This window comes from Ruegeria sp. CDSA241, from assembly GCF_059611265.1.
Map to the genome: position 1 here is coordinate 75744 of NZ_JBXWPF010000012.1, position 21572 is coordinate 97315.

Consider the following 21572-nt stretch of genomic DNA (forward strand, 5'->3'; position numbering starts at 1 on the left):
TCAAGGTCAGCAAAGTCCCGCTCAATGGTTGTCTCTCAAAACTGCGGCGAAGGGACATTTTGGAAATCGCCGATTCTCGCACCATTGAATGGCGGGAAACGGGAACCCCGCTGCGGTGACTCGAAACTTATGCTGCGCTTGCGAATAGATGCTGCGCCAGCGTTCTTCGAAAATCCAAAGTCGGGAATGTCCGCAAAGCGGACATACATCGCGATTTTGCGAACGTCTGCCTCGAGCCCTTCCTGTGAGTTCACTGTTCTTTCTGCGAGCGCACGCAGCGCGGATTTTTCTGCTGTTGCTGAATTTAGACGGTCGCAACGCGGCGAGAAAACCGGCCGTTTAAACATATCGCAGCAAATCTGGAATCATCAATTCATAGGTCGCGGACAATGCAGAAGATCGGCATTCGCGACCCGAGGTCCACCTTAGTGAGCATCGCGAAAGCAGGGAAAGCGCCACAACGGGATCCGAAAATTTGATGCGGTTATTCTCTCAGCCTAGTTCAATGTGGAAATTAGAAGCTAGTATCATGCGTGAAGTCGTGGCGCATGCTCTTCCCTATCGTCCACCAAAGCTGACGGGAGTCCCTTTCAGGTAAGGTTGGTGTTGATACCATTTTCAGGGTGTTCTTTTGGGATAGAGTGAAAGCGGTAATTTGTAGAGAAAAGGGCACCAATGGATCGACGTGAGAGCGCATTAGACGCAGCCAAGAAGACAGTCTTGTCGCATCAGCGGCACATAGACACTGCACCGAAGTTTGCGCTTGCTGAAGGGCTTTCGGTCGAAACCAGCGCGAATTGCAGTTTTCAGTTCACTGCACCGTTCCGGGAATACGTCGGCGCCGAAGATGCCGACAAGAATTTTTGGGGCCCATTGCGAAGTTCGTTTTCTCCCCTTCAACGCAGACCGGACATATTTTTTGCAGGCTACAATCACCTGAGCGATGAACCTGGCGTTTGGGTTGCTTCTATGGGGCACCTTCTTGGTCTGTTCGATCAGCCGTTTCTCGGAATGCGTCCGACCCGACAGTCAACAATGCTCAGATACGCAGAATTCAGCCTGGTCGTGGACGGCAAGATAACCGAAACAACGATGTTCCTGGATGTGCTGAATCTGATGGCGCAGGTGCGGGCCGAAGCACTTCCGCCGTCGACCGCCGCGACGATGGTGACGCCCGGGCCGCGCACGCATGACGGCCTGCTTTTCAACAGCCAACCTTCGAGCGAAGGCGAAAAGACTTTGAAGCTGTTTCTCAGGATGATCGACCGTTTGCTGGCGGAAGATGTTCACACAACAAACACGGATCTGTCGTTGGATTGGAAGGAAGACATGATCTGGTGGGGGCCAGGCGGCATCGGTGCACCCTACACCCAGGAACGCTATCTTGAGCAGCATTGCGCTCCCTTCGAAGAAGGCTTGAAGTGGGGCGACTTTTTCGGTCACCGAACGGAGTTCGCAGAAGGCCACTATGGTGGATTCTTCGGTTGGCCCACATTTGATGTGACCTCGCTTGGGGGATATATCGGGCTTGCCCCGAAGTCCGAGAAGAAGGCGACGATGCGCGTTGTCGACCTCTATCGGCGGGAGGGTGATAAAATCGCTGAAAATTGGAACTTCATTGATCATCTGCACTTTCTTGAACAATTAGGTGTCGATCTTATTGCGCGACAACGCCTGCTGACCGGATTGGATTGAGGTTTTGATATTTTAAGAGAATCGAGTATAGTCGACATCGCATACGTATGCGATGTCGAGCGACCAAACTGCTCGTATCTGCTTCTAAGCTGACCCAACGAGGTCGAACCCAGGGAGAAAAACATGTCTATCATCACTCGTCTGGCAGTTACTTCAACTGCGCTTGGAATGACGGTCGGGGCTGCGTTCGCTGATTGTCCGGTTACCAGCGGAAGCGTCAGAATCCTTGCCAACGACTTTCCAGCGCTGCATGCGGTTGTCGATAACGCCGAAGCGTGCGTCGGAGAGGGGGCGGAATTCTCGAAAAACCACTCAACCAAGCACAATGAAATACAGGTTGCAGCGCTCACGGCCAATCCGGCTGAGTATACGACTAAAATCGTAGCGAACTCGTCCATCGTTCCTTTGTTGAATGATGGGCTGATACGCCCGCTGGATGATCTCGTCGCCAAGCACGGTCAGAATTTGCAACCAAACCAGCTAATTCGTGTCGATGGTAAGATCATGGCGATTGCCTTCATGGCCAATGCACAGCATCTGATCGTGCGCCAGGACATTCTTGACCAGGTCGGCAAAGGGGTGCCGACATCCTACGAAGAGGTGCTTGATGTTGCCGAAGCCATCCGCGCGGCTGGCATCATGGAATACCCTTTCGCAATGTTGACCAAATCGGATTGGAACCTCGGCGAAGAGGTCGTGAACATGTATCTCGGTCACGGCGGCGAATTTTTCAAACCCGGCACGGCTGAGGTGTCCATCAACAACGAAGCAGGCGTCGCGACGCTGAACATGCTGAAATCGCTGATGGAATATTCCAACCCTGACTTCCTGACCTACAATACTGGCGCAGTCGTGCCGCTTTGGGAATCGGGCGAGTTAGCAATGGCTGTCATCTGGGGATCGTCGGTGGGTGGTCTGCTCGACGACGAGGGTTCTACACCTGAAATCGTTGCGGCGACGATGCCTGCCGGTGCGATGACTGTTGCGGGCGGTTCGACGCCAGCGTCATCGCTCTGGTGGGACGGTTTCACCATCGCCGCGAATATCAGCGGTGAAGATGCCGAAGCTACTTTCATTGCGATGGTCAATGGCATCTCTGATGACATGGTCATGGCTAATAACGACAAGGCCGTTTGGTTGATGGAAAGCTACAAACCTGGCGTCGCTGCTGAGGGCGTCGCGGCCGTCGCAGGTGCCGGTGCCGAGCCTTATCCGATGCTGCCCTACATGGGGCTTCTGCATTCGGCATTTTTCCAAGAGGTGCCAGACTTTCTGCAGGGCAACGAAAGCGCTGAACAAACCCTAGCTGACATCGAGGCGGCTTATACCGCTGCTGCAAAGGAACAAGGGTTCCTCAAGTAAACACTCAAATGGTGCGCGGCGCTCTTTCTGCGCCGCGCACAACTTTGTCGGGTTTTCGCTATGCCGCACGGAACTTTTGCACGATTTATCTGGCCATCATTCCTGGCAATGATCCTGTTCATTGCCCTGCCGATCGTGTCGGTAGCGATGCAGTCGTTCTTTGTTGAACATGAACAGGTCATGCGTGAGGTCGAGAATTGCGGGCCCTTCACATGTACCACGATTCTACAGGTCGATCTGGAAGCAACCGACGCGTTGAAGGTCGACGCACCTCTCGGGCGTTATAACGGCTTGGGAACCTACACAAACCGTGGGCATCTGGCCTTTGACGAAGTGAGCGAGATCTGGTCAGCATCTGAATCTTTCGGGGGATTCATCTCGGGGGTTTACAACCTGCCGTTCTACAAGGCGCTTTTCTTCACGCTTGCCTATACCTTCGTCGTCACACCGTTGGTGATCGTCTTTGGTCTATTGATAGCTCTGGGTGTGAACCGCCTTCCAAAAGTCACCAAGGGGCCGACAATCTTTGCCTCGCTCTTGCCGATGATCGTGACGCCTCTGATCGGGGGCTTGATCCTTTTTTGGATGGTAGACGCAGACGGCATCATCGGGGCTACGCTGCAGATCATCTTTGACGATCCTGATCTTAGCCTGAAAGCTTCGGCACCGCTCACCTGGATCATGCTGATGGTCTACGGCGTCTGGCATTCGACGCCCTTTGCCTTCGTTGTGTTCTACGCGGGGTTACAGACGGTTCCCACGGATACTCTCGAAGCTGCGAAGATCGACGGGGCAAGCAGGTTTCAACAGGTCCGCTATGTCATCGTTCCCTACATGATGCCGCTTCTGGTCTTCATCACCTTGATGCAACTGATGGACAATTTCCGCGTCCTTGAACCCATCGTGTCCTTCTCGGCCGAAGCCAAGGCCAGATCGCTCAGTTGGATCATCTACAACGACCTTTCGGGGCAGGATAAACTCTTCGGCTCGGCCGCAGCGACTTCGATGCTAACAATCCTCGGCGTTGCCATCCTGCTGACACCAGTGCTGATCAAGACCTGGCGGGACTTTAACCGGAGGGCGGTGTGATGGCGTCAGCGGCTAACAAATCACCGCGTCTGCTGACGTGGTTCGCGACCTCGATGATCATCTTCTGGCTGATGATCGCGATCGGGCCGTTTGTCTGGACGGTCTGGGGATCTTTCAAGGTACAGGGCGATTTCTTTTCCAAGGCCGATTGGCGGAACGCGATCTACGGCGTTTACACACTTGCAGAAACCGGCAGCAACTTCACTGGCAATGGCTATCACGGTGCCTGGATCCAAGAAGAATTCTGGCGAAATGTATTGAACACGACTGTTGTCGTTGTTTGCACCGTCATTATTTCACTGACCCTAGGAACTTTGGGCGGATATGCCTTGGCGCGTTCCGGATATCGTTACGCATTCTGGCTTTTGATCGCAGCACTCGTGTTTCGGGCCATGCCGCATATCACGCTGGTCTCAGGCTACCTACTGCCATTCTTCGAATGGAACCTGTGGGGACGACTCTCGACCACAATCGTCGTACTGGTCGCAATTAATCAGCCGTTTACGCTTTGGATGTTGCACTCGTTCTTCCTGAACATCCCGAAAGATATGGACGAAAGCGCTATGGTCGATGGCTGCACCCGGTTCCAGGCGTTCTGGCATGTGATAATTCCGGTCATGTGGCCGGGCGTCATTACCACCGGGCTATTTTCTTTCCTTCTGGCCTATAATGACTTTGCAATTACCTCGATGCTTCTGAGTTCGGAAAACCAGACGATGGTGCCCAAAATCGCAAGCTTCCTGACGCAGATCCGCGAACAGGGCAACGTGATGTTTGCCGTTTCGGCGGTGGTGAGCGCCATGGTGCCTCTGTTCTTCCTGGTTTTGTTCTTCCAACGTCAGATCGTTAGCGGGTTGACCGCTGGCGCGGTGAAAGGGTGAGGCGATGGACCGTCTGACACTCGCCTCCGCTCCGCTGATTTTCACATGGTATCTGGGAGATCGTCTTCAAACCTAGGGTGTGTCGCGCCGTTAACGCAACGCCGCAACCCAACCGTCACCTCTAGATCAAGGAAGATCCATGTCAGTAGACCTGCAATCCGCCAAGTCGCTTGTTCAAGCGTACTTCACCGCCCGTGACAAAGGCGCCCCCGGGGCCGAAACCGCTGCTGCTTGCGCAGAGTACCTGTCCCCTGAGCACACCTACCGCGGTATGCGCCCGTTTTACGATGTCGAAGGGCCTGAAGCATTGGCCGACACCGTCTGGACACCGCTGAAGAATGCCATGTCCGCCATCCAGCGGCGTCCCGATATCTTTTTCGCCAGTCATGCCAATCTTGACCCGGGTGCCGGCACCTGGGTTGTTGAAATGGGCAATTTCCTGTGCGATTTCACGGACGACTGGCTGGGCATGTCCGCCACCGGAAAAACCACCTATCTGCCCTACGCGACGATGTCTCGGGTCCAGGACGGAGCCATTGTCGAAACGGTAGAGTTTCTGGATATTCTCGCCGTCTTGAGCCAGGCAGGCCGGAACCCACTGGCGAAACACCAGACCGGGGGCATGATGATGTCGCCGGGACCAATGACCCACGACGGGCTTCTGCATGACCCCCAGCCCGGGGACCTGACCCAGAACACCTATGATCTGACCCACGCCATGCTGACCGATCTGGCGCTGAGCTATACGTCGCCCGGCGATCATCTGGTCCGGTTCTGGAACACGGACATGAACTGGTTCGGCCCGGCCGGCATCGGAGCCAGCCTCTCCATTCCCGGCTACCAACGCGGACACACCCTGCCTTTCGAAGCAAAGCAAGACGTGGTGAAAATCCACGATTGGGAACTTGCACTGGCCGAAGGCAACATTGCCGCCTTCATGTGGTGGCCTTGCCTGACCCTTCGCAACACCGGCGATTACCTCGGCGCGCCTGCCAATGACGTGGCTGCCGAAATGCGCGTCGTGGACCTTTATCGCCGCGACGGCGACAAGCTCGCCGAGAACTGGATATTCATCGACATCCTGCATTTCCTTGCCGAACAGGGCGTTGATCTTTTGGCCAATACTGGAGAGACCGAATGACCCAATTCATGCCCGATCGCTCGAAATCGCATCATCCGGCCGCCGCCTTGTCGCGGGGTCACATGCCCACGTCGTTCGACATATCTCTCAAGAACTACACCAAGGGCGGGGCGCACCGCATCCCGCCCTATCTCGGGCCGTCGCAATCGCTTGGCGGGTTCGATCCCGAGTACCGCAACATCGTCGACTATATCGTCCGCATCACCTATCGCATCTGGGAAACCGAGGCCCGTGAAGTCGAATATATCGAAGCGTGTTACTCCGACGATAGCCTTGTCTATGACGACTATGGTCTGCAGCACGGCAACGCCAAGATTGTCGACGACACGCACCACACGACCGGCGCAATCCCCGACATTATCCTTGACGCGGAAGAGGTGATCTGGGCTGGCGATGACACTATCGGATTTCACACTTCACACCTGACGCGCATCAAGGGCAAGAACACCGGGCCGAGCAAATACGGCGACCCGACCGGAGCTGAGGTCGACGTCATGGTCATTGCCAACTGTGTGGCACTTGGCAACGACATTTTTCTTGAGCACGTGCTTTACAACACATCCGCCATGCTCAAGCAGTTGGGCCTTGATCTTTGGGAAGAGGCGGACAGGCTGGCCACCGATCCTTTCCCCGGCTGGCCGCGCAGCGCCGAAACTTGGGCCGATCTGCGGTCCGGTGTGCGTCCTGAGCGCCCGTTGAGCGTTGGCGAACCTGTTGAGGGGTTCGACCCCGATGCTTTTGCCAGAGCCATCCATGACAGCCTTTGGAATGGCGATGGGGCGGCACTGGATGAATGCTATGCCGCCGATCTGTCATTCGAAGGGACAACCGATCGCAAGTTTTTCGGGCGGGACGCTTATCGCGCCTACATCGCCGAATTGCGTGAAGCCTTCCCTGACATGAAACACCATGTCGACGAGGTCTACTGGATGGGCAACGATGACGATGGTTATCTGATCTCGACCCGTTGGAGCGCCGATGCCACCCATACCGGCGGCATTCTCTACCGAGACCCCACGGGGCAGAAATGCCAGATCTGGGGCATCACGCAACAGCGCGTCAAGAATGGCGTGGTTCAGCAGGAATGGCAGCTTTTCAACGAGTTGGACCTGATGATCCAGATCGCCATGGCCCGCCGCGATGGCTGATTATCAGGACGCCAAGGCGCTTGTCCGCTCCGCCAATGCGGCTATTGATGCGGCAGGCACGGAAAGTGTTTCCGAGGCGATGACACCTCATTTCGCCGCCAATCTTGCGTGGCGCGGCATGTACCCGTTTCATGAGCAGATCAGTCCGGAACGCGTTGCTGACGTCTTCTGGCGGCCGTTGAAACAGGCCATGGGGCCATTGCAACGGCGGCCGGACATTTTCTTTGCCGGACGGAACGAACTTGACGGGTTTTCCTCGGTCTGGGTTGTCGAAATGGGGCATCTGATGGGCACATGGGATCAGTCCTGGATCGGGCTCGCACCCTCCCGCAAGCTTTCGTTTCTGCGCTATTGCGAGTTTCACCGCATTGAGAAGGAAAAGATCGTCGAAACCGCCTGCTACGTTGATATCCTGAACCTTTTGGCGCAATCGGGACGTCATCCAAGCGCGGGCACAACCGGATCGGTCCTGTTGACGCCTGGACCTGCGACGCATGATGGCCTTTTGTACGATGCGCATTCGGAAACCGAAGGCCGGGCGAGTGTCGGTCTGATCTCTGACATGGTCACCGATTTGCGCGCGAACAAAGTTGGCTCGCCCGAAGAGCACATGACCCGTTTCTGGACGCCCAATATGTGCTGGTTCGGCCCCGGCGGCATCGGCGCCAGCGCATTCTTCGATGGTTATCGGCGCGGCCACTCAGGACCGTTCGAGGAGGGTCTGGAATACGTTCGCCACACCGAACATGTCGCGCGTTTGGGCGAGGGCAACTACGGCGGGTTTTTCGGCTATCCCAGCCTATCCCTACGGTCGAAGGGTGGGTTTCTTAGTCTACCGCCTGGCGAAGTCGAAGCCGACATGCGGATCGTGGATCTCTACCGCCGCGATGGCCAAAAACTGGCCGAGAACTGGATCTTCATCGACATCTTACATTTCATGGCCATGCAAGGAGTGGACATTCTGGCAGAGCTTGGGCGCGAAAGCTGATCAGGTTCTGTTTGCCACGGTGCCGCGCTCGACCAGTTCTGGCACGATGCTCACGTTACCTGCTGTGTCGTTTCCGGCTATCGCAGCTAGCATCAGCGAGACGGATTGGTCGATCATCCGGTTGATCGGCTGGCGCAATGTCGTCAGATCATACTCAGGCAATGCCGCCATTGGAATGTCGTCAAAGCCGACAATCGACACGTCTTGCGGCACCGTGAGTTTCAACTCGCTGCGAATTACGCCGAGTGCTTCGATCGCCATGTAGTCGTTGGCGATGAAGATCGCATCTGGCCGCTTTGACGCTGGTCTGTCCAAAAGTTTGAGGGCAGCAGAGCGCGTCTCAGCCAGATCAAAATGCCCGGCAGCATGATCAAACAGGCTGTGTCCCTGATCCGACAGCTCTTGCTCAAATCCCAATTGGCGGTCGCGCCCGGTCGAAGATTCCGCCCAACCGGACAGCAACGCAATCTTCTGGTGCCCAGTTTCAATGAGATAGCGCGCTGCCAAGCGTCCGCCCAGGACATTGTCTGACGACACGCAAGACACACCTTCCTCAGCCTTTATCCGGTTGAACATAACGACTGAGATACCTTGATCCTGGCAATGCTTGCAAAGCGACGAAGACAATTCGACCGATGCGGTGATAATCCCGTCAACCTTGTATTCCAGCAATTCGGATACCGTCTCTTCGACCCCGACTGCGGTTTCCGGCATCATGAAAACCATCGCGTGATAGCCGTTCTTCTGCAATTCGATACAGAGCTTTTCCAGTGCCAGCGCATAGAATTGATTGTCCAGATAGCTGAACAGCAAGGCGATGATCTTCGAGCGCCCAGTGATCATCGACCGGGCAAGAGCGTTTGGCCTATAGCCCAACTCCTTGGCCGCATCGAAGATTCTCTTCTTCGCTTCCGCCGATACGCCGGACTGAGTGGGTACACGAGAGAAGGCGCGGCTCACGGCGGATTGCGACACGCCCGCCCGTTTGGCGACGTCGACCGAAGTTACTGAATTCTTCCTGGCCATGTTCCAGATGCCCCGAATTTTTTGTTCCATTTGCCCCGTAATCAACGGAGAATCCGAGGATATTTTCTGCGTGGGCCGGAAGACTTTCCACGATCCTATCTCTACCGAATGACCCAGGTCAATTGACGGATAGGCAGTATGTTTTGAAGCCTTCACCCCGTCTCGACGTCCGCTCATTTCAGTCCTTCTAAGCGGCAGAGGTTTCGTTTCGTCTTGACGCTGCACATCCTCAAACCATTGGGTGTCCTGCAGACATGACATTCTGCCGCGACCGTATCCGCGACACACGCTGCTGCATTGCCTATCATCGCCATGGCGGCCAAGGCCCGTCTTCAACATCCACAATGTCGGCTTATGCGTTTCGAGGCCATCGGCGCAGTTCGCCCTTGGACCTCCAAGCCGCCGAAAGCGCTCGCAGAAGATGCCCATTTGAGTGGCTGCCCTAAACGGGCGTTCAGCCCTGCTTGCACAATCGCCCAGTCAGCACGGTGCTGATGACGGGCGTGGAGGGAGGATCGGAGGGCAAATCATGCCAAGAGTCCAACTTCCCGCAGTTACCCCCATGTGCAAAGCCTGGAACAAAGGGCGCATCATCGGACAGAAACGTCCACTGCTGCCAAAACAGGTTTGGGCGATCCGTGCTCGATTCGAGCTTGCAGGCAATCTGCGCGACCTGACTTTGTTCAACGTCGCCATCGACAGCAAGCTTCGAGGCTGTGATCTGGTCAAGCTAACCGTGCCTGATCTTATCAAAAACCATCGCGTCCGGGAACGTGTTTCGGTGATCCAGAGCAAAACCAAGCGACCCGTTCAATTTGAACTGTCGGAAAACACGCGAAAAACCGTTCTGGCCTAGGTCAGAACTCCAGAGATGCTTGCTTGCCTGTTCATGTTTCCAAGCCGGTTTCACGACCGACCACACATCTCGACGCGTCAGTACGCACGGCTTATTCGCGACTGGGTGAAGGCGATCGGCTGGAGCCGAGTGGATACGATTTACACTCGCTCCGCCGCACAAAGGCGGCCGAGATCTATCGTAAGACGGGCAACCTTCGCGCGGCGCAACTGCTCCTTGGCCACACCAAAGTCGACAGCACGATGCGTTAACTTGGTGTCGAATTGGAAGATGCTTTGAGCATAGCCGAGCGCATCGACATATGACCTACCTTGGCGAGCGGTTCTGCCGTTCGCCATCTCATAACGCGATAAACGGCGACTTCGGCGATATGAGTTGCAAAACAGCGATAGCCATGCCGCAGATGCGAGGTATTTCTGCGTCAGCAATAGTTGCGACTGCACAAGTCCGGTTTGTCCCGCGAACTGTGAGTTCGCCTACTACCTTACTTTGCTGCTGCAGCGAATGGCAGGTTCGACAGGCCGCGCTGCACCATTCCGATAGAAGGGTGAATGTCCGGTAAGGGCCGATCAGGAAGACGGCCCGAAAAAATCATATTTCGATGGCTTCTACAATTGCCAGTGCGTCCTGAAACTCGGCGCATTAAGATATGCGTGCACTCAAGCCAACCACGATCAAATGTGCCTTTAGGTAGGCGGCGTCACTCATGGCGATCGTTTGCCCGCATTGTTTTGCGACCAAGCCAGTCTTGATTGACGCCGCCCATCAGCAGATCACTTCAATGCCAAGTCAACTTCGATGTTGTTCCGCACTGCGGCCGAATAGGGGCAAATCTTATGGGCACCATCGACAATTTTCTGCCCGGTCTCTTTGTTGATGTCGGGTAGGTCTATTTCAAGCCGAACACCGAGTTTGAATGCCGCGCCATTTGACCCAGGTTTAAGCGCGACGCTCGAAGCAACAGAGGCCTTTGAAGCATCAACACCCATACTGAGAGCTGTATACCGAAGTGCGGAAATGAAGCAGCCTGCGTAACCTGCCGCAAACAGCATTTCAGGGTCGACACGTGCGCGGTCTGACGTGGCGGGTGCTTCCTGCATTTCCTCGGGCAACATGTCATAGACTGCCGATGGCATGACTAGATCGAGGTCAAGTGTACCGTCAGCGGTGGACACACGTCCTGCACGCCCTCCTGATGCAGTAGCGGTTGTGATGTATATTGCTGGTTCCAAGGCCGACATATCTCTCTCCCATTTAGAACTATCGTTGATTAACCGAGTCTCACGTTTTATAATGTTAAAAAATGTAACGTGACAATATGTGCAGTTAGGATGTAAATGCATTCCAGATTCAACGAACTTCGAAAGACCAAGCACGGCAGGGGGTTAGAGCGTCTCTTGAGCAGCCACAAAAAGTATGTGGAATATGCAGCGCTATCTCGTGCTGGCCTGCCAGCGATCACGGCTGCGGTGCATGAGCTTGAAGAGCTTTTTCCGATTGTAAAATCGGATCAGGCATCCAGACAGTTTTGTGGAGCAGTAGTTGGAGAGGTCATGAGGGACGCCGGTCATGAAATCCTGAGGCCCAGAGGCCGTGTCTCCGGAAACCTCTTTACATACGGGACGGTGTGGACACCATTTCCAGTCGAAAAGGATTTTGCCCAGATTGTCCAAAATATGAGCGGTGTACCTAGAAAACTATCTGCATTGCTGGAAAGTATTCCTATCCGCTTCCTACAGATCGATTCACAAGAAGGGCGCATGCCCATTGCCAACCGGGTTGTTGAGATGATTGGCAATGATGTTGAATTGTACAATCGCGTTGAAGGCACAACCGTGATTGGATCGAACGACTGCACTCTTGATACGCAGCTCGTGGCCCTGACGTCTCAAGACGGTGCTCTCAAGGTAGATGAATTTGTCACCCAGTTTGAAAGCGGCCGGGCACGTTTGTGTCAGAGTCTTGCTCGTAGTCTTGAAAGTCCTTCAATACACGAAGAGCCCGCAATTCTAAATCCTGAAGCTTTGCGAAAGGCAATACGCCTGGCACACGACGGTGATCAAGTACTGCTCAACGATATTCAGGAGTTTGTTTTGGAAATCTCGTTTGGATCGTAGGCAATCATACCTAAGGCCCTAAATCCCTGCACGGCGATTATGATGTCTTGGTCGCTGCAACGGCAACCGCACGCACTAAGGATGCGGTTGGGGCAGATCAAAACGCTTGATCAGATAGGCGAGAATATCCTCAATATTCTCGATCCGACGTGCCGGGGAGTTTCCGGATCTGCTAAGCCTGATTGAGTGATTGTCATCCCCATCGGGGAATACGAGCTGAGGACAGGACTGGTTCTCACCTACATTGCATGCCATGCCCCCTCGGGGCCGGTCAAAACCTACGTACCGAATATCTAGGTTCTGGCGGACATGTGGGAAGACAGCAAGAAGCCCTTCGACCAAAAGGCATTGGGGACAATAGAACGCTGTGTTGCCCGCTTGGGTGTCGATAAAATCGGATCTCAGAAGATAGAGGATGGTGCTCGTCATGGTCCCGTCATTTCAAGGTTGTTTGCCCAGGTATCTTGATGCTTGAGCTGTCTTGTGAGTTTCAGAGTTCAGCACGACCGCCATCGATGACCAACTCGGTGCCCAGCATGTAACTGGATGTATCGCTTGCCAGAAACAGTACGGCCGAAGCGATGTCTTCTGGTTTGCCCATGTGACCCACCGGCACTTGCTGTCCGACCCGCTCAACATAGGAATTAAAGTGTTCGTCGGTTTCATCCGGTCCACGGTGGATCGGCGTTTCGATAGTGCCTGGACTAACGCAGTTTACACGAATGCCTCGATCCACAAGCTCAGCTGACATGACGCGGGCAAAAGAACGTACAGCAGCTTTTGAGGCTGATAGCAGCGCTTTCTTTGGAGTTCCGATCTGGTTGAGCCATGATGTATTCAGGATGATGGAAGCCCCTTTCGGCATCAGCGGGAGCACGGACTGGACCGAGAAGAAGGTGCCTTTTACGTTCACGTCCATCATCCGATAGTACATCGTTTCATCGGTTTTCCCGAGCGGCGTGTTGAAGGCGACGCCAGCGTTGGCAAAGAGAATATCCAGCTTGCCAAACGCGTGCTGCAACTCAGATCGCGTTCGGTCCAGATCTTCCAGTTTGCTGATGTCTGCCTGGATCGCAATGGTATCATCACCAAGCTTGTCGCGAGCAAGCTTCAGCTTGTCCATATTTGTTCCGGTGATTGCGACGCGTGCACCATTGTCATTCAGCATTTTGGCTGATGCAAAGCCAATGCCGCTGGAGCCGCCGGTCACAAGAGCTGTTTTCCCTTCAAGCATGAAGGTGCCTCCCAAATTGGTTGAGTAGTTAGACGTGTCTGAGGCGACGGTGATCCGTCATTTTGATGCCAGGATCAGTACTGGCTTTCCTCTTTCTCCCATTTGCTGCTGATGTAGTCCTGCGCAGGCATCTTGATCTCCGGAAGCGTGCTCTGGCTCACTTCTCCATCTTCTGGCAGGAAACCGTTCATGTAGAGAATATATGCGGTGACCGAATAGACCTCTTCAGTGCTCAGCTCCTTGGGATTGAAGGGGGGCATTGCGGTGCGGACATACTCAAAAATGCTCGTTGCATAGGGCCAGGAATAGCCTGTCGACCAATGAAAGCCGTGATCGGGTTTGCCGCTGCCTGCAAGGATCGGGATATACATGCTCATATCGCCTTCCCCGTTTTCACCATGGCAGATCGAGCACTGGTCCTCGTAAACGACCTTGCCCTGCTCGACTGTTCCGCCGCCCGGCGGTAGCCCTTCACCATCCGGGTAGACCGTTGTGCTGAGACCGGCCAGTTCTTCGGGTGGGATGGTTTGACCTAGTGCGGGCGTATCCTCAGCAGAGGCCACATTTGCAGCTAGAATGCCAAGTGCGACCACGAATGTTGCGTGTTTGTTAGAAGACATTTGAGACTGCTCCCTGTGTATCGATGTACCAGGTCTGGATTGCGTTGTAGTGATTGCGGCTTCCCTCAAAATACCTGCTCTTCCAGGCCTCATGAGTTGGCTGAACGTTATCCCATTCGTCGAAGGCGCGACTTTGAAGGCGCACTGGGCTGCCATCCCAACGCCAGGGCAAAGTGAAGCGCGTCAAAGACTTGCTCAGCACAGGTCCTTCGAGAGTGGCGGGCAACCAGTTCTTGCCGCCGTCATCAGATACCTCGACTCTGGAGATTTTTCCGAACCCCGACCACGCCAACCCGCTCATCTGATAGTACCCTTTGTCGGGCAAGACCTGTCCGGCGGATGGGTGGGTGATCACTGACTTGACGCCCATATACATACTGAAGCCTTCAATGGAGCCATCAGCCAGAGTTTCGGAGTAGTGGCGGCTTTCTTCGCGGGTATAGGCTGGACGATCAGTCACTTCGAGGCGTCTGAGCCACTTGATGCTGGTATTGCCCTCCCAGCCCGGAAGGAACAGGCGCATGGGATATCCCTGCGCTGGCCTCAGCCGTTCGCCATTTTGATAGAGCGCGATAATCGCATCATCCAGCAGCTTTTGCAGAGGGATACTCCTCGCAAGGGAACCGGCGTCAGCACCTTCGGCAATGACCCATTTGGCCTTGGGATTTAGGCCTGCCTCTTGCAGAAGCAGCTTAACCGGAACACCAATCCATTCGGACCCGGACACCAACCCGTGAAGATATTGCAGAGGCATCGGCTGAGCCTCGGGATAGTAACCCTGTGGCGCGCTATTTCCTCCACATTCCAGGAAATTTATGCCGCCTGACAGAGGATATCGCATGAGATCACTTGCTGTGAACTTCAAAGGACGGTCGGTCATTCCATGAATGAACAACTCATGCATTTCCGGGTCGATTTCGGGAACGCCTGAGTGATGCGCGCCAAAGTGTAATCCTGATGGCGTGATGATGCCCTTTTGAGTGTGCAAAGGTGTGAAAGATGCGGTCAGCGTCGATTTTTCGTTCTGTGGAAAGATCTTTCGTACATTGCCAGCTTCATGAGGGGACGGGCTACCGTAAGCTTCATCCTCAACACCCGCATACAGCATGTTATCGGGGATTTTCGGCGCAGCGGCGGCCCCTTTTGCGGTAAGTGTGGCTGGCAGGGCCGCCGAACTGGCGGTTAGAAATGTTGCACCTGCCTTCAGGAAGTCACGTCTTCCCACGAAACCAGTCGTTTTTAACATCTGATAATCCCCTTGGATGGGCGGTAACTTAATTGTTGGATCGAGACTGATTTGGCCTTACTCGCGTCGCTTGATGTAAAGACCACAACCAGCCTCGTACGAATTGAATCAGCAACAGGAATTGGTTGAGGCTCCGGAACATGTCTTTTGATCCACCGGTACAATGCCTTTGGCGCGATCTTCGGCGATACGATCCAGCACAGTTTTGAACTGCTCAAACGCTTTTTCGATATCCGCTCTGGGTGCTGCAATGTTCACTCGAATGAACTGAGTGGCGTCCTGATCAAACCAGGTGCCCGGTGTGGCACCAAATCCGGATTCGGCGAGCGTGGCCTTCAGATCATCGCCGGCTAACCCGGTAGCGGAACAATCGAGCCAAACCTGATAGGTGCCTTCGACGGGAGACATTCTGATAGAAGGCAACTCTTCTTTCAGGAACCGATCAATCCATGCCACCGTGCCTTCCAGATAAGTGAGCAAGGCATCTACCCAGGCTTCGCCTTTCTCATAGGCTGCGATGGTCGCAAAGGTTGTGAACGCATTCCCATGCGTTAGGTACATGGAGTCCGCAGTCTTCTTGAAACGATCCAGAAGCTCTTCGTTCCCGGTATAGACGTATCCGTTTGAGATGCTGTGCAGGCCAAAAGTCTTTGCGGGCGAACCGATGACCGACACGTGTTTCTTCTGATCCACGGCCATAAGACTGGTGAAGCGATGGCCGGTGTAGATGATATCGGAATGGATCTCATCGCTGATGATCGTCACGTTGTGGCGATTGGCGATTTCGACCAGCTTCTCCAACTCGTCTTTGCGCCACACGCGGCCAACCGGGTTGTGCGGGTTGCACAGGATCATGGCTTTGACGTCCGGTGCACTTAGCTTCTCTTCGAGATCGACGTAATCCATCTCATATGATCCATCGACATTGCGCAGCGCGCTTTTGACGAGATTTCGACTGGCTGTGCTGATCACCTTGCCGAACTGATGATACGCCGGAACCTGCATCAGCACGCTGTCCCCCTGTTCGGTCAACTCGCGGATCAGCATCGCAATGGCCGTGAGCACTCCGGGAACTTGTTCAAACTTTTCCGGGTCCAACGAGAGGTCGTGGCGGCGTTTGAACCAGGTCGAAATCGCCGCAAATACGCCTTTTGAGTTGAACTCGTAGGAAAACTGGCCGCGCTTGGCCAGACGCAAAAGCTCTTCCTGGATTGGGTTGGCGACGGCAAAATCCATGTCGGCAACCCACAACGGCGTCACCTGATCGGTGCCGAACACCATATTCAGGAAGTTTGGATCATGCCGGACGAAAGTATCACCGGATTTTGCAGGGGCAGAGTCAAACGGGCTCACGGGGTCATTCCTTTGGAAAGAGGTGTCAGGGTCAGAGTTCGGGGTGATGGAATTGAGCATTCGTCAGCAGCACGTTTCCGCCAACTCAGGTGCCTCCGGCTGGCACCCGCCATTTACTTTGCACCTGCCAAGAAACGTTTGGTCCGACAGATAAAAGTCTACAAATGCGCCTTCAAACGCCACCGGAACGGACTTTTCCGCAAGGCCTGTCTGCATCAGATGCGTCTGCCAAGACTTCAGCTTCGGGCGTTCGCCAATGAAATCATATCCGGTGTACTTTTCGATAATTTCAGCCCGGTGCAGCAAGACCAGCCATGCAACGTCGACCATGCCAATCTCATCGCCGTTAAAAAACGGGGTATTACCCAGTTGCTTTTCGATCCGGTCAAAGGCAGCATCCAGTTTTACAACACGTTCTGAAAGTGTTGCTTCATCCTTGCTGCGCTGAGCGCCACATTGAACGAGGTAGTGTTTGGTTGCCAGATAGCTCCAAGCACGGTTCGTCGCCTTTTCTTCCGGCGACAAACCAGTTTGCAGGGGTGTGTATGCTTCTTCGAGATACTCAACAATGGCATCGCTTTCAAACAGGGCCTGACCACCATCAGTTATGAGCACTGGCACCTGACCGTTGGGAGAGATGTCGAGAAACCACTGGGGCTTGTCCTGCAAGCTGATGAATTCGATCTCGTAGGCCAGGTCTTTGGCTTCGAGCAATGCGGCGACGCGTTGGACGAAAGGGCAAATGTTGAAACTGACGATCTTCATGGCATATCCGAATTGTTCAGGCAGAGGGCTGCCGGGGTTGTTTGAGATGAGTCGAAGTTGTTATATGAGTATTAATTCAACATTTCAAGAGAGGTTGAAATATGGATGAGAAAGACGCGATTGCCATGCTTGGTGCGCTGTCTCAGGAGATGCGTCTGCGCATCATTCGGTATCTGATCGGGCGGGGTGATGACGGCGCTTCTGCTGGCGAGATCGCAGAAGCCATGGATGCAATATCTTCGAAAGCATCCTTTCATCTGTCTGCATTGGAGCGCGCTGGCCTGATCACCTCGGAGAGGCAATCTCGGAAAATCATCTATCGGGTGAGCTTTCTCGGGCTGGGTGGGCTTCTTTCGTTCATTCTCAATGATTGTTGCAGCAATCACCCTGACATCCGGGAACATTGCGGCCTGCCAAATTTTGAGTGCTGACATTCATCGCCTGACAGGCAGCACCAAAAATGAGCTGCCGTAGCTCGAGGGTTGATCTCCGGCAGCCTTAGCTTTTGTGCAAAGTTCGTAGCAACGTGATCTGCCTATTTCACCTTGCCGGGTAGGCTCAGATCTCCCGAAGCGATGTCGAATACGTCAGTCACGCAGAGCAGGGGCGCATGGACGTTGACGTTCACCCGAAGAGCGGATGTGACACCATCATAGGCAACGTCTGCAAGTTCAACATCGCTGGTAAAACCCGCGTTCACCGTGATCTCCGGCCCGTCAAAAAGTGGGGTGAAGCCCGGGCTGTCGAGAAAAATCGGGAAACCAGGCCAGGTTGAGGGCAGTTTTGGGTGCGTTCCCTCTGGTATGTCACGTACGGCCAGAGCGCCTGGGCCACATTCCTCGGTTGGAGTGAGAACAACCCAGTGACTGTGCCATTCGAGCCCGTCATTGGCGGGGTCTCCATCGCCGTTTTCGTCGTAAAGCGGCGTGTCATCGAAATCAGGATGGCTGGTCGCAGCCATGGCCAGAATGCCCGTCCCACCTTCAAAACCGACTGCTGAAGGATCCAGTGAGGTTGGCCAGACGTAGGACCAGACATCCGACCCGCCGACAGATCCGGTTGAGGCGGGCGTAGAAGCTCCGGCGATGCCATTTGTTGTCATGTGGAAGGTGACAACGTTGCCGTTTCGATGGGCGTGGGCCGCTAATATGTCAAAGTCCGCCACCTTGGTGTTATCGGCGGGTGAGTTGACGGCATCGTGCATGTCTGCCGCGTGATCTCCATCGGCAAAAGCTCCACTTGCTGAAAGTACGACCGCGGTAGCGATTTTGGGCAGGGACAGTCTCATCACATTTCTCCTAGATTCGAAATCATAGCGAGTCGATACTACTTATCAAAATCGATTGCAATACTAGTATCGACTCGCTATGAATTAGCCATGGATATGAGTCACCGCATTCGTGCGCTTATCAACAGGATCGCTAGGCTTGACGCCGCACACAGTTGGGAGGGCGATCTGAACCCCGCACAACGTGGTGCCTTGGAGTATTTGGTTCAGGCCAACATCTACTCCCGGGCACCGTCTCATGTCGCCGAGTACTTCGGTACAACCCGAGGAACGATGTCTCAGACCCTCAAGGTGCTGGCGCGCAAGGGTTATGTATCTGAAGAGACTTCGAAGTCTGACAAACGGTCAATCTCGTATACGCCAACTGAGGCAGGGCGCGCGTTGATCGCTGCTTCAAACCCCATCTCCGCCGCGTTCGAAGCGCTCAACCCGGATGAACAGGCCGAATTGGAAAAGACACTGAGGCGCGGCCTGCAACTGGCCCTCAAGGCCAACGGCGGTCAGTCCTTTGGCTTGTGCAAGACGTGTGAGCACTATGACCCTCAAGAGGTAAACGGGTTTTGCAAGCTTCTCTCAGTTTCGCTGTCAAAAGGCGAAAACAACAAGATCTGTGTCGAACATAAAGAGGTGGCAGTTGTCGCATCCTAATCTGAGCGCACTCGTAGATGGCCTGTTCCTCGGTGTCGCCAAAGATCGGTGGGAAGGAAAACCGCCATCGGCCATTCAGAAGGACCGGGTCAGCGGACCACAGGATGTATCATTCAGCGGGTTTTCCGGCGATGAACAGGCAGACCTGACGGTGCATGGTGGCGCAGAAAAGGCCATTCATCACTATACCTCTGATCATTACACGGCTTGGCAGGCAGAGGGGCATATGGCCCCAAAAACAATCCCTGCTGCCTTTGGGGAAAACATCTCCACGCGAGGATTGACCGAAGACAAGCTTTGCATTGGCGATGTTCTGACCCTTGGCACAGCTACGGTCCAGATCAGCCAGGGCCGTCAGCCTTGCTGGAAGCTTGGCCTGCATACAGGCAACAAAAAGATGCCTTACCTGTTTCAGAAAACGGGAAGAACAGGCTGGTATTACAGAGTCTTGGAGCCGGGACGCGTTGCGCCAGGGGATTTTATTGAACTTGTCGAGCGGCGTCATGCCGACTGGAGTGTCAAGCGCGTTACGCAAGCTCGGTTGACGCGATGTGTGAGCCAACAAGTGGCTGAAACCCTGTCTAACATCGAGGATCTGGCACCAGGCTGGCGTGCGGCTTTCGCGAAAATGGCCGATGGGAATGCGCAAGAAGATACCAGCGCGAGGTTGGGGGTTTAGGTGCGTAATGAGGCTGATAAAACGTTTACACAGCGCCTCTCACGAGCAATGTTGAGAGAAAGCAAGAGGCCATTGACGCTGGTGAACTGAATGGCAAGTTTGTCTGCGATGTGTGAGTTCGACAGAGCCGGGAGTTCGCACTTGCAGCGAATGACCGCAAAGCGGGCCGCGAACGCGGCATCTTGATCACTTGGCCAACGGCAGGTTTGGGCCGTCCTTATTTCAGTTTTTGCGGGCAGGGGGCTTTGCTGCAACGGCATCGAGGTCAGCATCGAGTCGATTGTGTTGAAAAACTCGATAACCTGACAGCTGCATTTTTCCGCCAGAATCTGTTGTGCCGGAAAAATTGAAACCCAGTGCCTGGTAGGGCCGCTGAGAGCTCCGGACATCGCCAACGCGTGTCTTAGGCCGACCCCCTCGACAATTTCCGGAAAAGCCATCTACGGGCAAGTTTTTCACCCTTCTTCGCGATAATCGGGGTTTTTCAACACAATCAGCCCAATGTTCTTGACGCTGCGACTTACGCCAATATCCGACGGCTTAGGGAAACGGCCCTGACGCGTGTTGCGGAGAATGTCAGTGGCGAGCCCTTTTACCGAATGCTGCACCAGGTAATCGCTGACTAGGCCAGATTAGTTTGCCGATGGAGGAGTTGCAGGCACAGTTGCCATTGTAACGTCTACCGCTTCCGGCCAACCGAAATTCGTTGTTCGGTCAGGTAGGCCCAAAACTCTGTCGAGTGTGAGAAACTGCATGTCGATTGCCGCCTGCAATTTTTCTGCGGCTTGATCGGCTATGTCAGATCCCCGTGCATCAATCGCGCGCAACAGCGCGAGATCAATAAAGGTGCTTAGGAACAAAATGAGTTCTGCGGCAGTATCAACATCTGCGACAGTAAACGTGCCCTCATCACGACCTTTCTGAATGATCCCGGTCAGGACGGGCATAGCACCGGTTCTGACTCTGCGCTTGAACTGTTCAAGCAGAACCATGTTTTTGTCCTGATTCATGACCCGAAAAAATTCAACCTGACCAGGGTAGTCATGTTCACGCAGGTAGTTTGCCCGCAGGTGGATAAAGCTGTGCAACAGGTCGAGCGCAGAGGAGGTCTCATCAGAGGCGACAACAGCCATCTGCGAAAATACACCCTCTGCCATTCCGTCCAATACGCCGAACAGCAACTCGTCTTTAGATTTGAAGTGATGATAAAACCCGCCCTTTGAGACACTCGCCATATCAAGCACATCTTGTATGGTTGTATCCTCGAAGCCTTTGGAAAAGAACAACATCTGTGCGCATCCCAGCAGCTGAGCACGCCGTTCTTCGGGCGGCATGTTCTTTCGCTTCGTAGATTTCATACACTTTCCTCTTGCAAACCGACCGGCGGTCTGCAAATACAGACCCATGGTCGGTTTGTACCCCGACTCACCTGGCAG

Annotated in this window: 25 protein-coding genes; 13 read left to right on the forward strand and 12 right to left on the reverse strand. The window is 54.3% G+C overall.

All coding sequences use genetic code 11. From position 1 onward, the window contains the following. Positions 1-35: 35 nt before the first annotated feature. Complete coding sequence (locus AC2FJV_RS12455; protein WP_496713844.1) at positions 36-347, reverse strand: hypothetical protein; 312 nt, start codon at positions 345-347, stop codon at positions 36-38. Positions 348-1035: 688 nt separating this feature from the next. Between AC2FJV_RS12455 and AC2FJV_RS12460 the strand changes: the two genes are divergently transcribed. The 7 genes from AC2FJV_RS12460 to AC2FJV_RS12490 all read left to right on the forward strand — a co-directional run bounded on the left by AC2FJV_RS12460 (position 1036) and on the right by AC2FJV_RS12490 (position 8304). Beyond that, positions 1036-1695 (forward strand): ester cyclase, encoded by a 660-nt coding sequence (locus tag AC2FJV_RS12460; protein WP_496713845.1) that lies wholly within the window; start codon positions 1036-1038, stop codon positions 1693-1695. Positions 1696-1818: 123 nt separating this feature from the next. Then, positions 1819-3057, forward strand: a complete 1239-nt coding sequence (locus AC2FJV_RS12465; protein ID WP_496709696.1) for an ABC transporter substrate-binding protein — start codon at positions 1819-1821, stop codon at positions 3055-3057. 60 nt (positions 3058-3117) lie between these two features. Further along, positions 3118-4146 carry a carbohydrate ABC transporter permease gene (locus AC2FJV_RS12470; RefSeq protein ID WP_496709695.1) on the forward strand — a complete coding sequence of 343 codons (1029 nt, stop codon included), beginning with the start codon at positions 3118-3120 and terminating at the stop codon, positions 4144-4146. Continuing rightward, positions 4146-5027 carry a carbohydrate ABC transporter permease gene (locus AC2FJV_RS12475; RefSeq protein WP_496697402.1) on the forward strand — a complete coding sequence of 294 codons (882 nt, stop codon included), beginning with the start codon at positions 4146-4148 and terminating at the stop codon, positions 5025-5027. The genes AC2FJV_RS12470 and AC2FJV_RS12475 overlap by 1 nt, the downstream gene beginning before the upstream one ends. Positions 5028-5166: 139 nt before the next feature. After that, positions 5167-6168 carry a nuclear transport factor 2 family protein gene (locus tag AC2FJV_RS12480; RefSeq protein WP_496709694.1) on the forward strand — a complete coding sequence of 334 codons (1002 nt, stop codon included), beginning with the start codon at positions 5167-5169 and terminating at the stop codon, positions 6166-6168. Continuing rightward, positions 6165-7316, forward strand: coding sequence for a nuclear transport factor 2 family protein (locus tag AC2FJV_RS12485; RefSeq protein ID WP_496713846.1), 1152 nt, complete (start codon positions 6165-6167; stop codon positions 7314-7316). Before AC2FJV_RS12480 ends, AC2FJV_RS12485 begins: the two co-directional genes overlap by 4 nt. Next, entirely contained in the window at positions 7309-8304 is a 996-nt protein-coding gene (locus AC2FJV_RS12490; protein ID WP_496713847.1) for a nuclear transport factor 2 family protein, read from the forward strand. Before AC2FJV_RS12485 ends, AC2FJV_RS12490 begins: the two co-directional genes overlap by 8 nt. On the opposite strand, the gene AC2FJV_RS12495 is transcribed toward AC2FJV_RS12490, so the two are convergent. Continuing rightward, positions 8305-9330, reverse strand: coding sequence for a LacI family DNA-binding transcriptional regulator (locus AC2FJV_RS12495; RefSeq protein ID WP_281973846.1), 1026 nt, complete (start codon positions 9328-9330; stop codon positions 8305-8307). Positions 9331-9859: 529 nt separating this feature from the next. Here AC2FJV_RS12495 and AC2FJV_RS12500 point away from each other — a divergent pair. Together AC2FJV_RS12500 and AC2FJV_RS12505 are read left to right on the forward strand one after the other, a co-directional pair. Further along, positions 9860-10186 carry a site-specific integrase gene (locus AC2FJV_RS12500; RefSeq protein ID WP_496702576.1) on the forward strand — a complete coding sequence of 109 codons (327 nt, stop codon included), beginning with the start codon at positions 9860-9862 and terminating at the stop codon, positions 10184-10186. Between the two features lie 23 nt (positions 10187-10209). Further along, a complete protein-coding gene (locus AC2FJV_RS12505; protein WP_496702578.1) occupies positions 10210-10437 on the forward strand; it encodes a hypothetical protein in 228 nt (75 codons plus the stop codon). A 522-nt stretch (positions 10438-10959) separates the two neighbouring features. Here the strand turns inward: AC2FJV_RS12505 and AC2FJV_RS12510 are convergent. Next, positions 10960-11427, reverse strand: coding sequence for an Ohr family peroxiredoxin (locus AC2FJV_RS12510; protein ID WP_496713848.1), 468 nt, complete (start codon positions 11425-11427; stop codon positions 10960-10962). Between the two features lie 156 nt (positions 11428-11583). Between AC2FJV_RS12510 and AC2FJV_RS12515 the strand changes: the two genes are divergently transcribed. Then, positions 11584-12303 carry a hypothetical protein gene (locus AC2FJV_RS12515; RefSeq protein WP_496713849.1) on the forward strand — a complete coding sequence of 240 codons (720 nt, stop codon included), beginning with the start codon at positions 11584-11586 and terminating at the stop codon, positions 12301-12303. Positions 12304-12378: 75 nt separating this feature from the next. Here AC2FJV_RS12515 and AC2FJV_RS12520 read toward each other — a convergent pair whose 3' ends face one another. From AC2FJV_RS12520 to AC2FJV_RS12545, 6 genes are all read right to left on the reverse strand, one after another. Next, positions 12379-12732 (reverse strand): DUF3088 family protein, encoded by a 354-nt coding sequence (locus AC2FJV_RS12520; RefSeq protein ID WP_496713850.1) that lies wholly within the window; start codon positions 12730-12732, stop codon positions 12379-12381. 61 nt (positions 12733-12793) lie between these two features. Continuing rightward, a complete protein-coding gene (locus tag AC2FJV_RS12525) occupies positions 12794-13537 on the reverse strand; it encodes an SDR family oxidoreductase (protein WP_496713851.1) in 744 nt (247 codons plus the stop codon). Positions 13538-13611: 74 nt separating this feature from the next. Next, on the reverse strand, positions 13612-14157 hold the full coding sequence (locus AC2FJV_RS12530; RefSeq protein WP_496713852.1) for a c-type cytochrome: 546 nt from the start codon (positions 14155-14157) through the stop codon (positions 13612-13614). Next, complete coding sequence (soxC, locus tag AC2FJV_RS12535) at positions 14147-15403, reverse strand: sulfite dehydrogenase (RefSeq protein ID WP_496713853.1); 1257 nt, start codon at positions 15401-15403, stop codon at positions 14147-14149. The genes AC2FJV_RS12530 and soxC overlap by 11 nt, the downstream gene beginning before the upstream one ends. Before the next feature lie 108 nt (positions 15404-15511). Beyond that, positions 15512-16756 carry a MalY/PatB family protein gene (locus AC2FJV_RS12540; protein WP_496713854.1) on the reverse strand — a complete coding sequence of 415 codons (1245 nt, stop codon included), beginning with the start codon at positions 16754-16756 and terminating at the stop codon, positions 15512-15514. A gap of 63 nt (positions 16757-16819) precedes the next feature. Continuing rightward, complete coding sequence (locus tag AC2FJV_RS12545) at positions 16820-17521, reverse strand: glutathione S-transferase family protein (protein ID WP_496713855.1); 702 nt, start codon at positions 17519-17521, stop codon at positions 16820-16822. Between the two features lie 101 nt (positions 17522-17622). On the opposite strand from AC2FJV_RS12545, the gene AC2FJV_RS12550 reads away from it, so the two are divergent. Beyond that, the gene (locus tag AC2FJV_RS12550; protein ID WP_176865974.1) at positions 17623-17952 is read left to right on the forward strand and encodes an ArsR/SmtB family transcription factor; all 330 of its coding nucleotides are present in this window, start codon (positions 17623-17625) and stop codon (positions 17950-17952) included. Between the two features lie 104 nt (positions 17953-18056). Here the strand turns inward: AC2FJV_RS12550 and AC2FJV_RS12555 are convergent, their stop codons facing one another. Then, positions 18057-18809, reverse strand: coding sequence for a hypothetical protein (locus tag AC2FJV_RS12555; protein ID WP_496713856.1), 753 nt, complete (start codon positions 18807-18809; stop codon positions 18057-18059). 90 nt (positions 18810-18899) lie between these two features. Here AC2FJV_RS12555 and AC2FJV_RS12560 point away from each other — a divergent pair, with 90 nt between their 5' ends. After that, positions 18900-19457, forward strand: coding sequence for a MarR family winged helix-turn-helix transcriptional regulator (locus AC2FJV_RS12560; RefSeq protein ID WP_496713857.1), 558 nt, complete (start codon positions 18900-18902; stop codon positions 19455-19457). Beyond that, the gene (locus AC2FJV_RS12565) at positions 19444-20136 is read left to right on the forward strand and encodes an MOSC domain-containing protein (protein ID WP_496713858.1); all 693 of its coding nucleotides are present in this window, start codon (positions 19444-19446) and stop codon (positions 20134-20136) included. The genes AC2FJV_RS12560 and AC2FJV_RS12565 overlap by 14 nt, the downstream gene beginning before the upstream one ends. On the opposite strand, the gene AC2FJV_RS12570 is transcribed toward AC2FJV_RS12565, so the two are convergent. Together AC2FJV_RS12570 and AC2FJV_RS12575 are read right to left on the reverse strand one after the other, a co-directional pair. Further along, the gene (locus tag AC2FJV_RS12570; RefSeq protein WP_496713859.1) at positions 20133-20576 is read right to left on the reverse strand and encodes a hypothetical protein; all 444 of its coding nucleotides are present in this window, start codon (positions 20574-20576) and stop codon (positions 20133-20135) included. The two genes, AC2FJV_RS12565 and AC2FJV_RS12570, sit on opposite strands and share 4 nt — an antisense overlap. Positions 20577-20768: 192 nt before the next feature. Next, complete coding sequence (locus AC2FJV_RS12575; protein WP_496713860.1) at positions 20769-21494, reverse strand: TetR/AcrR family transcriptional regulator; 726 nt, start codon at positions 21492-21494, stop codon at positions 20769-20771. Between the last annotated feature and the right edge of the window lie 78 nt (positions 21495-21572).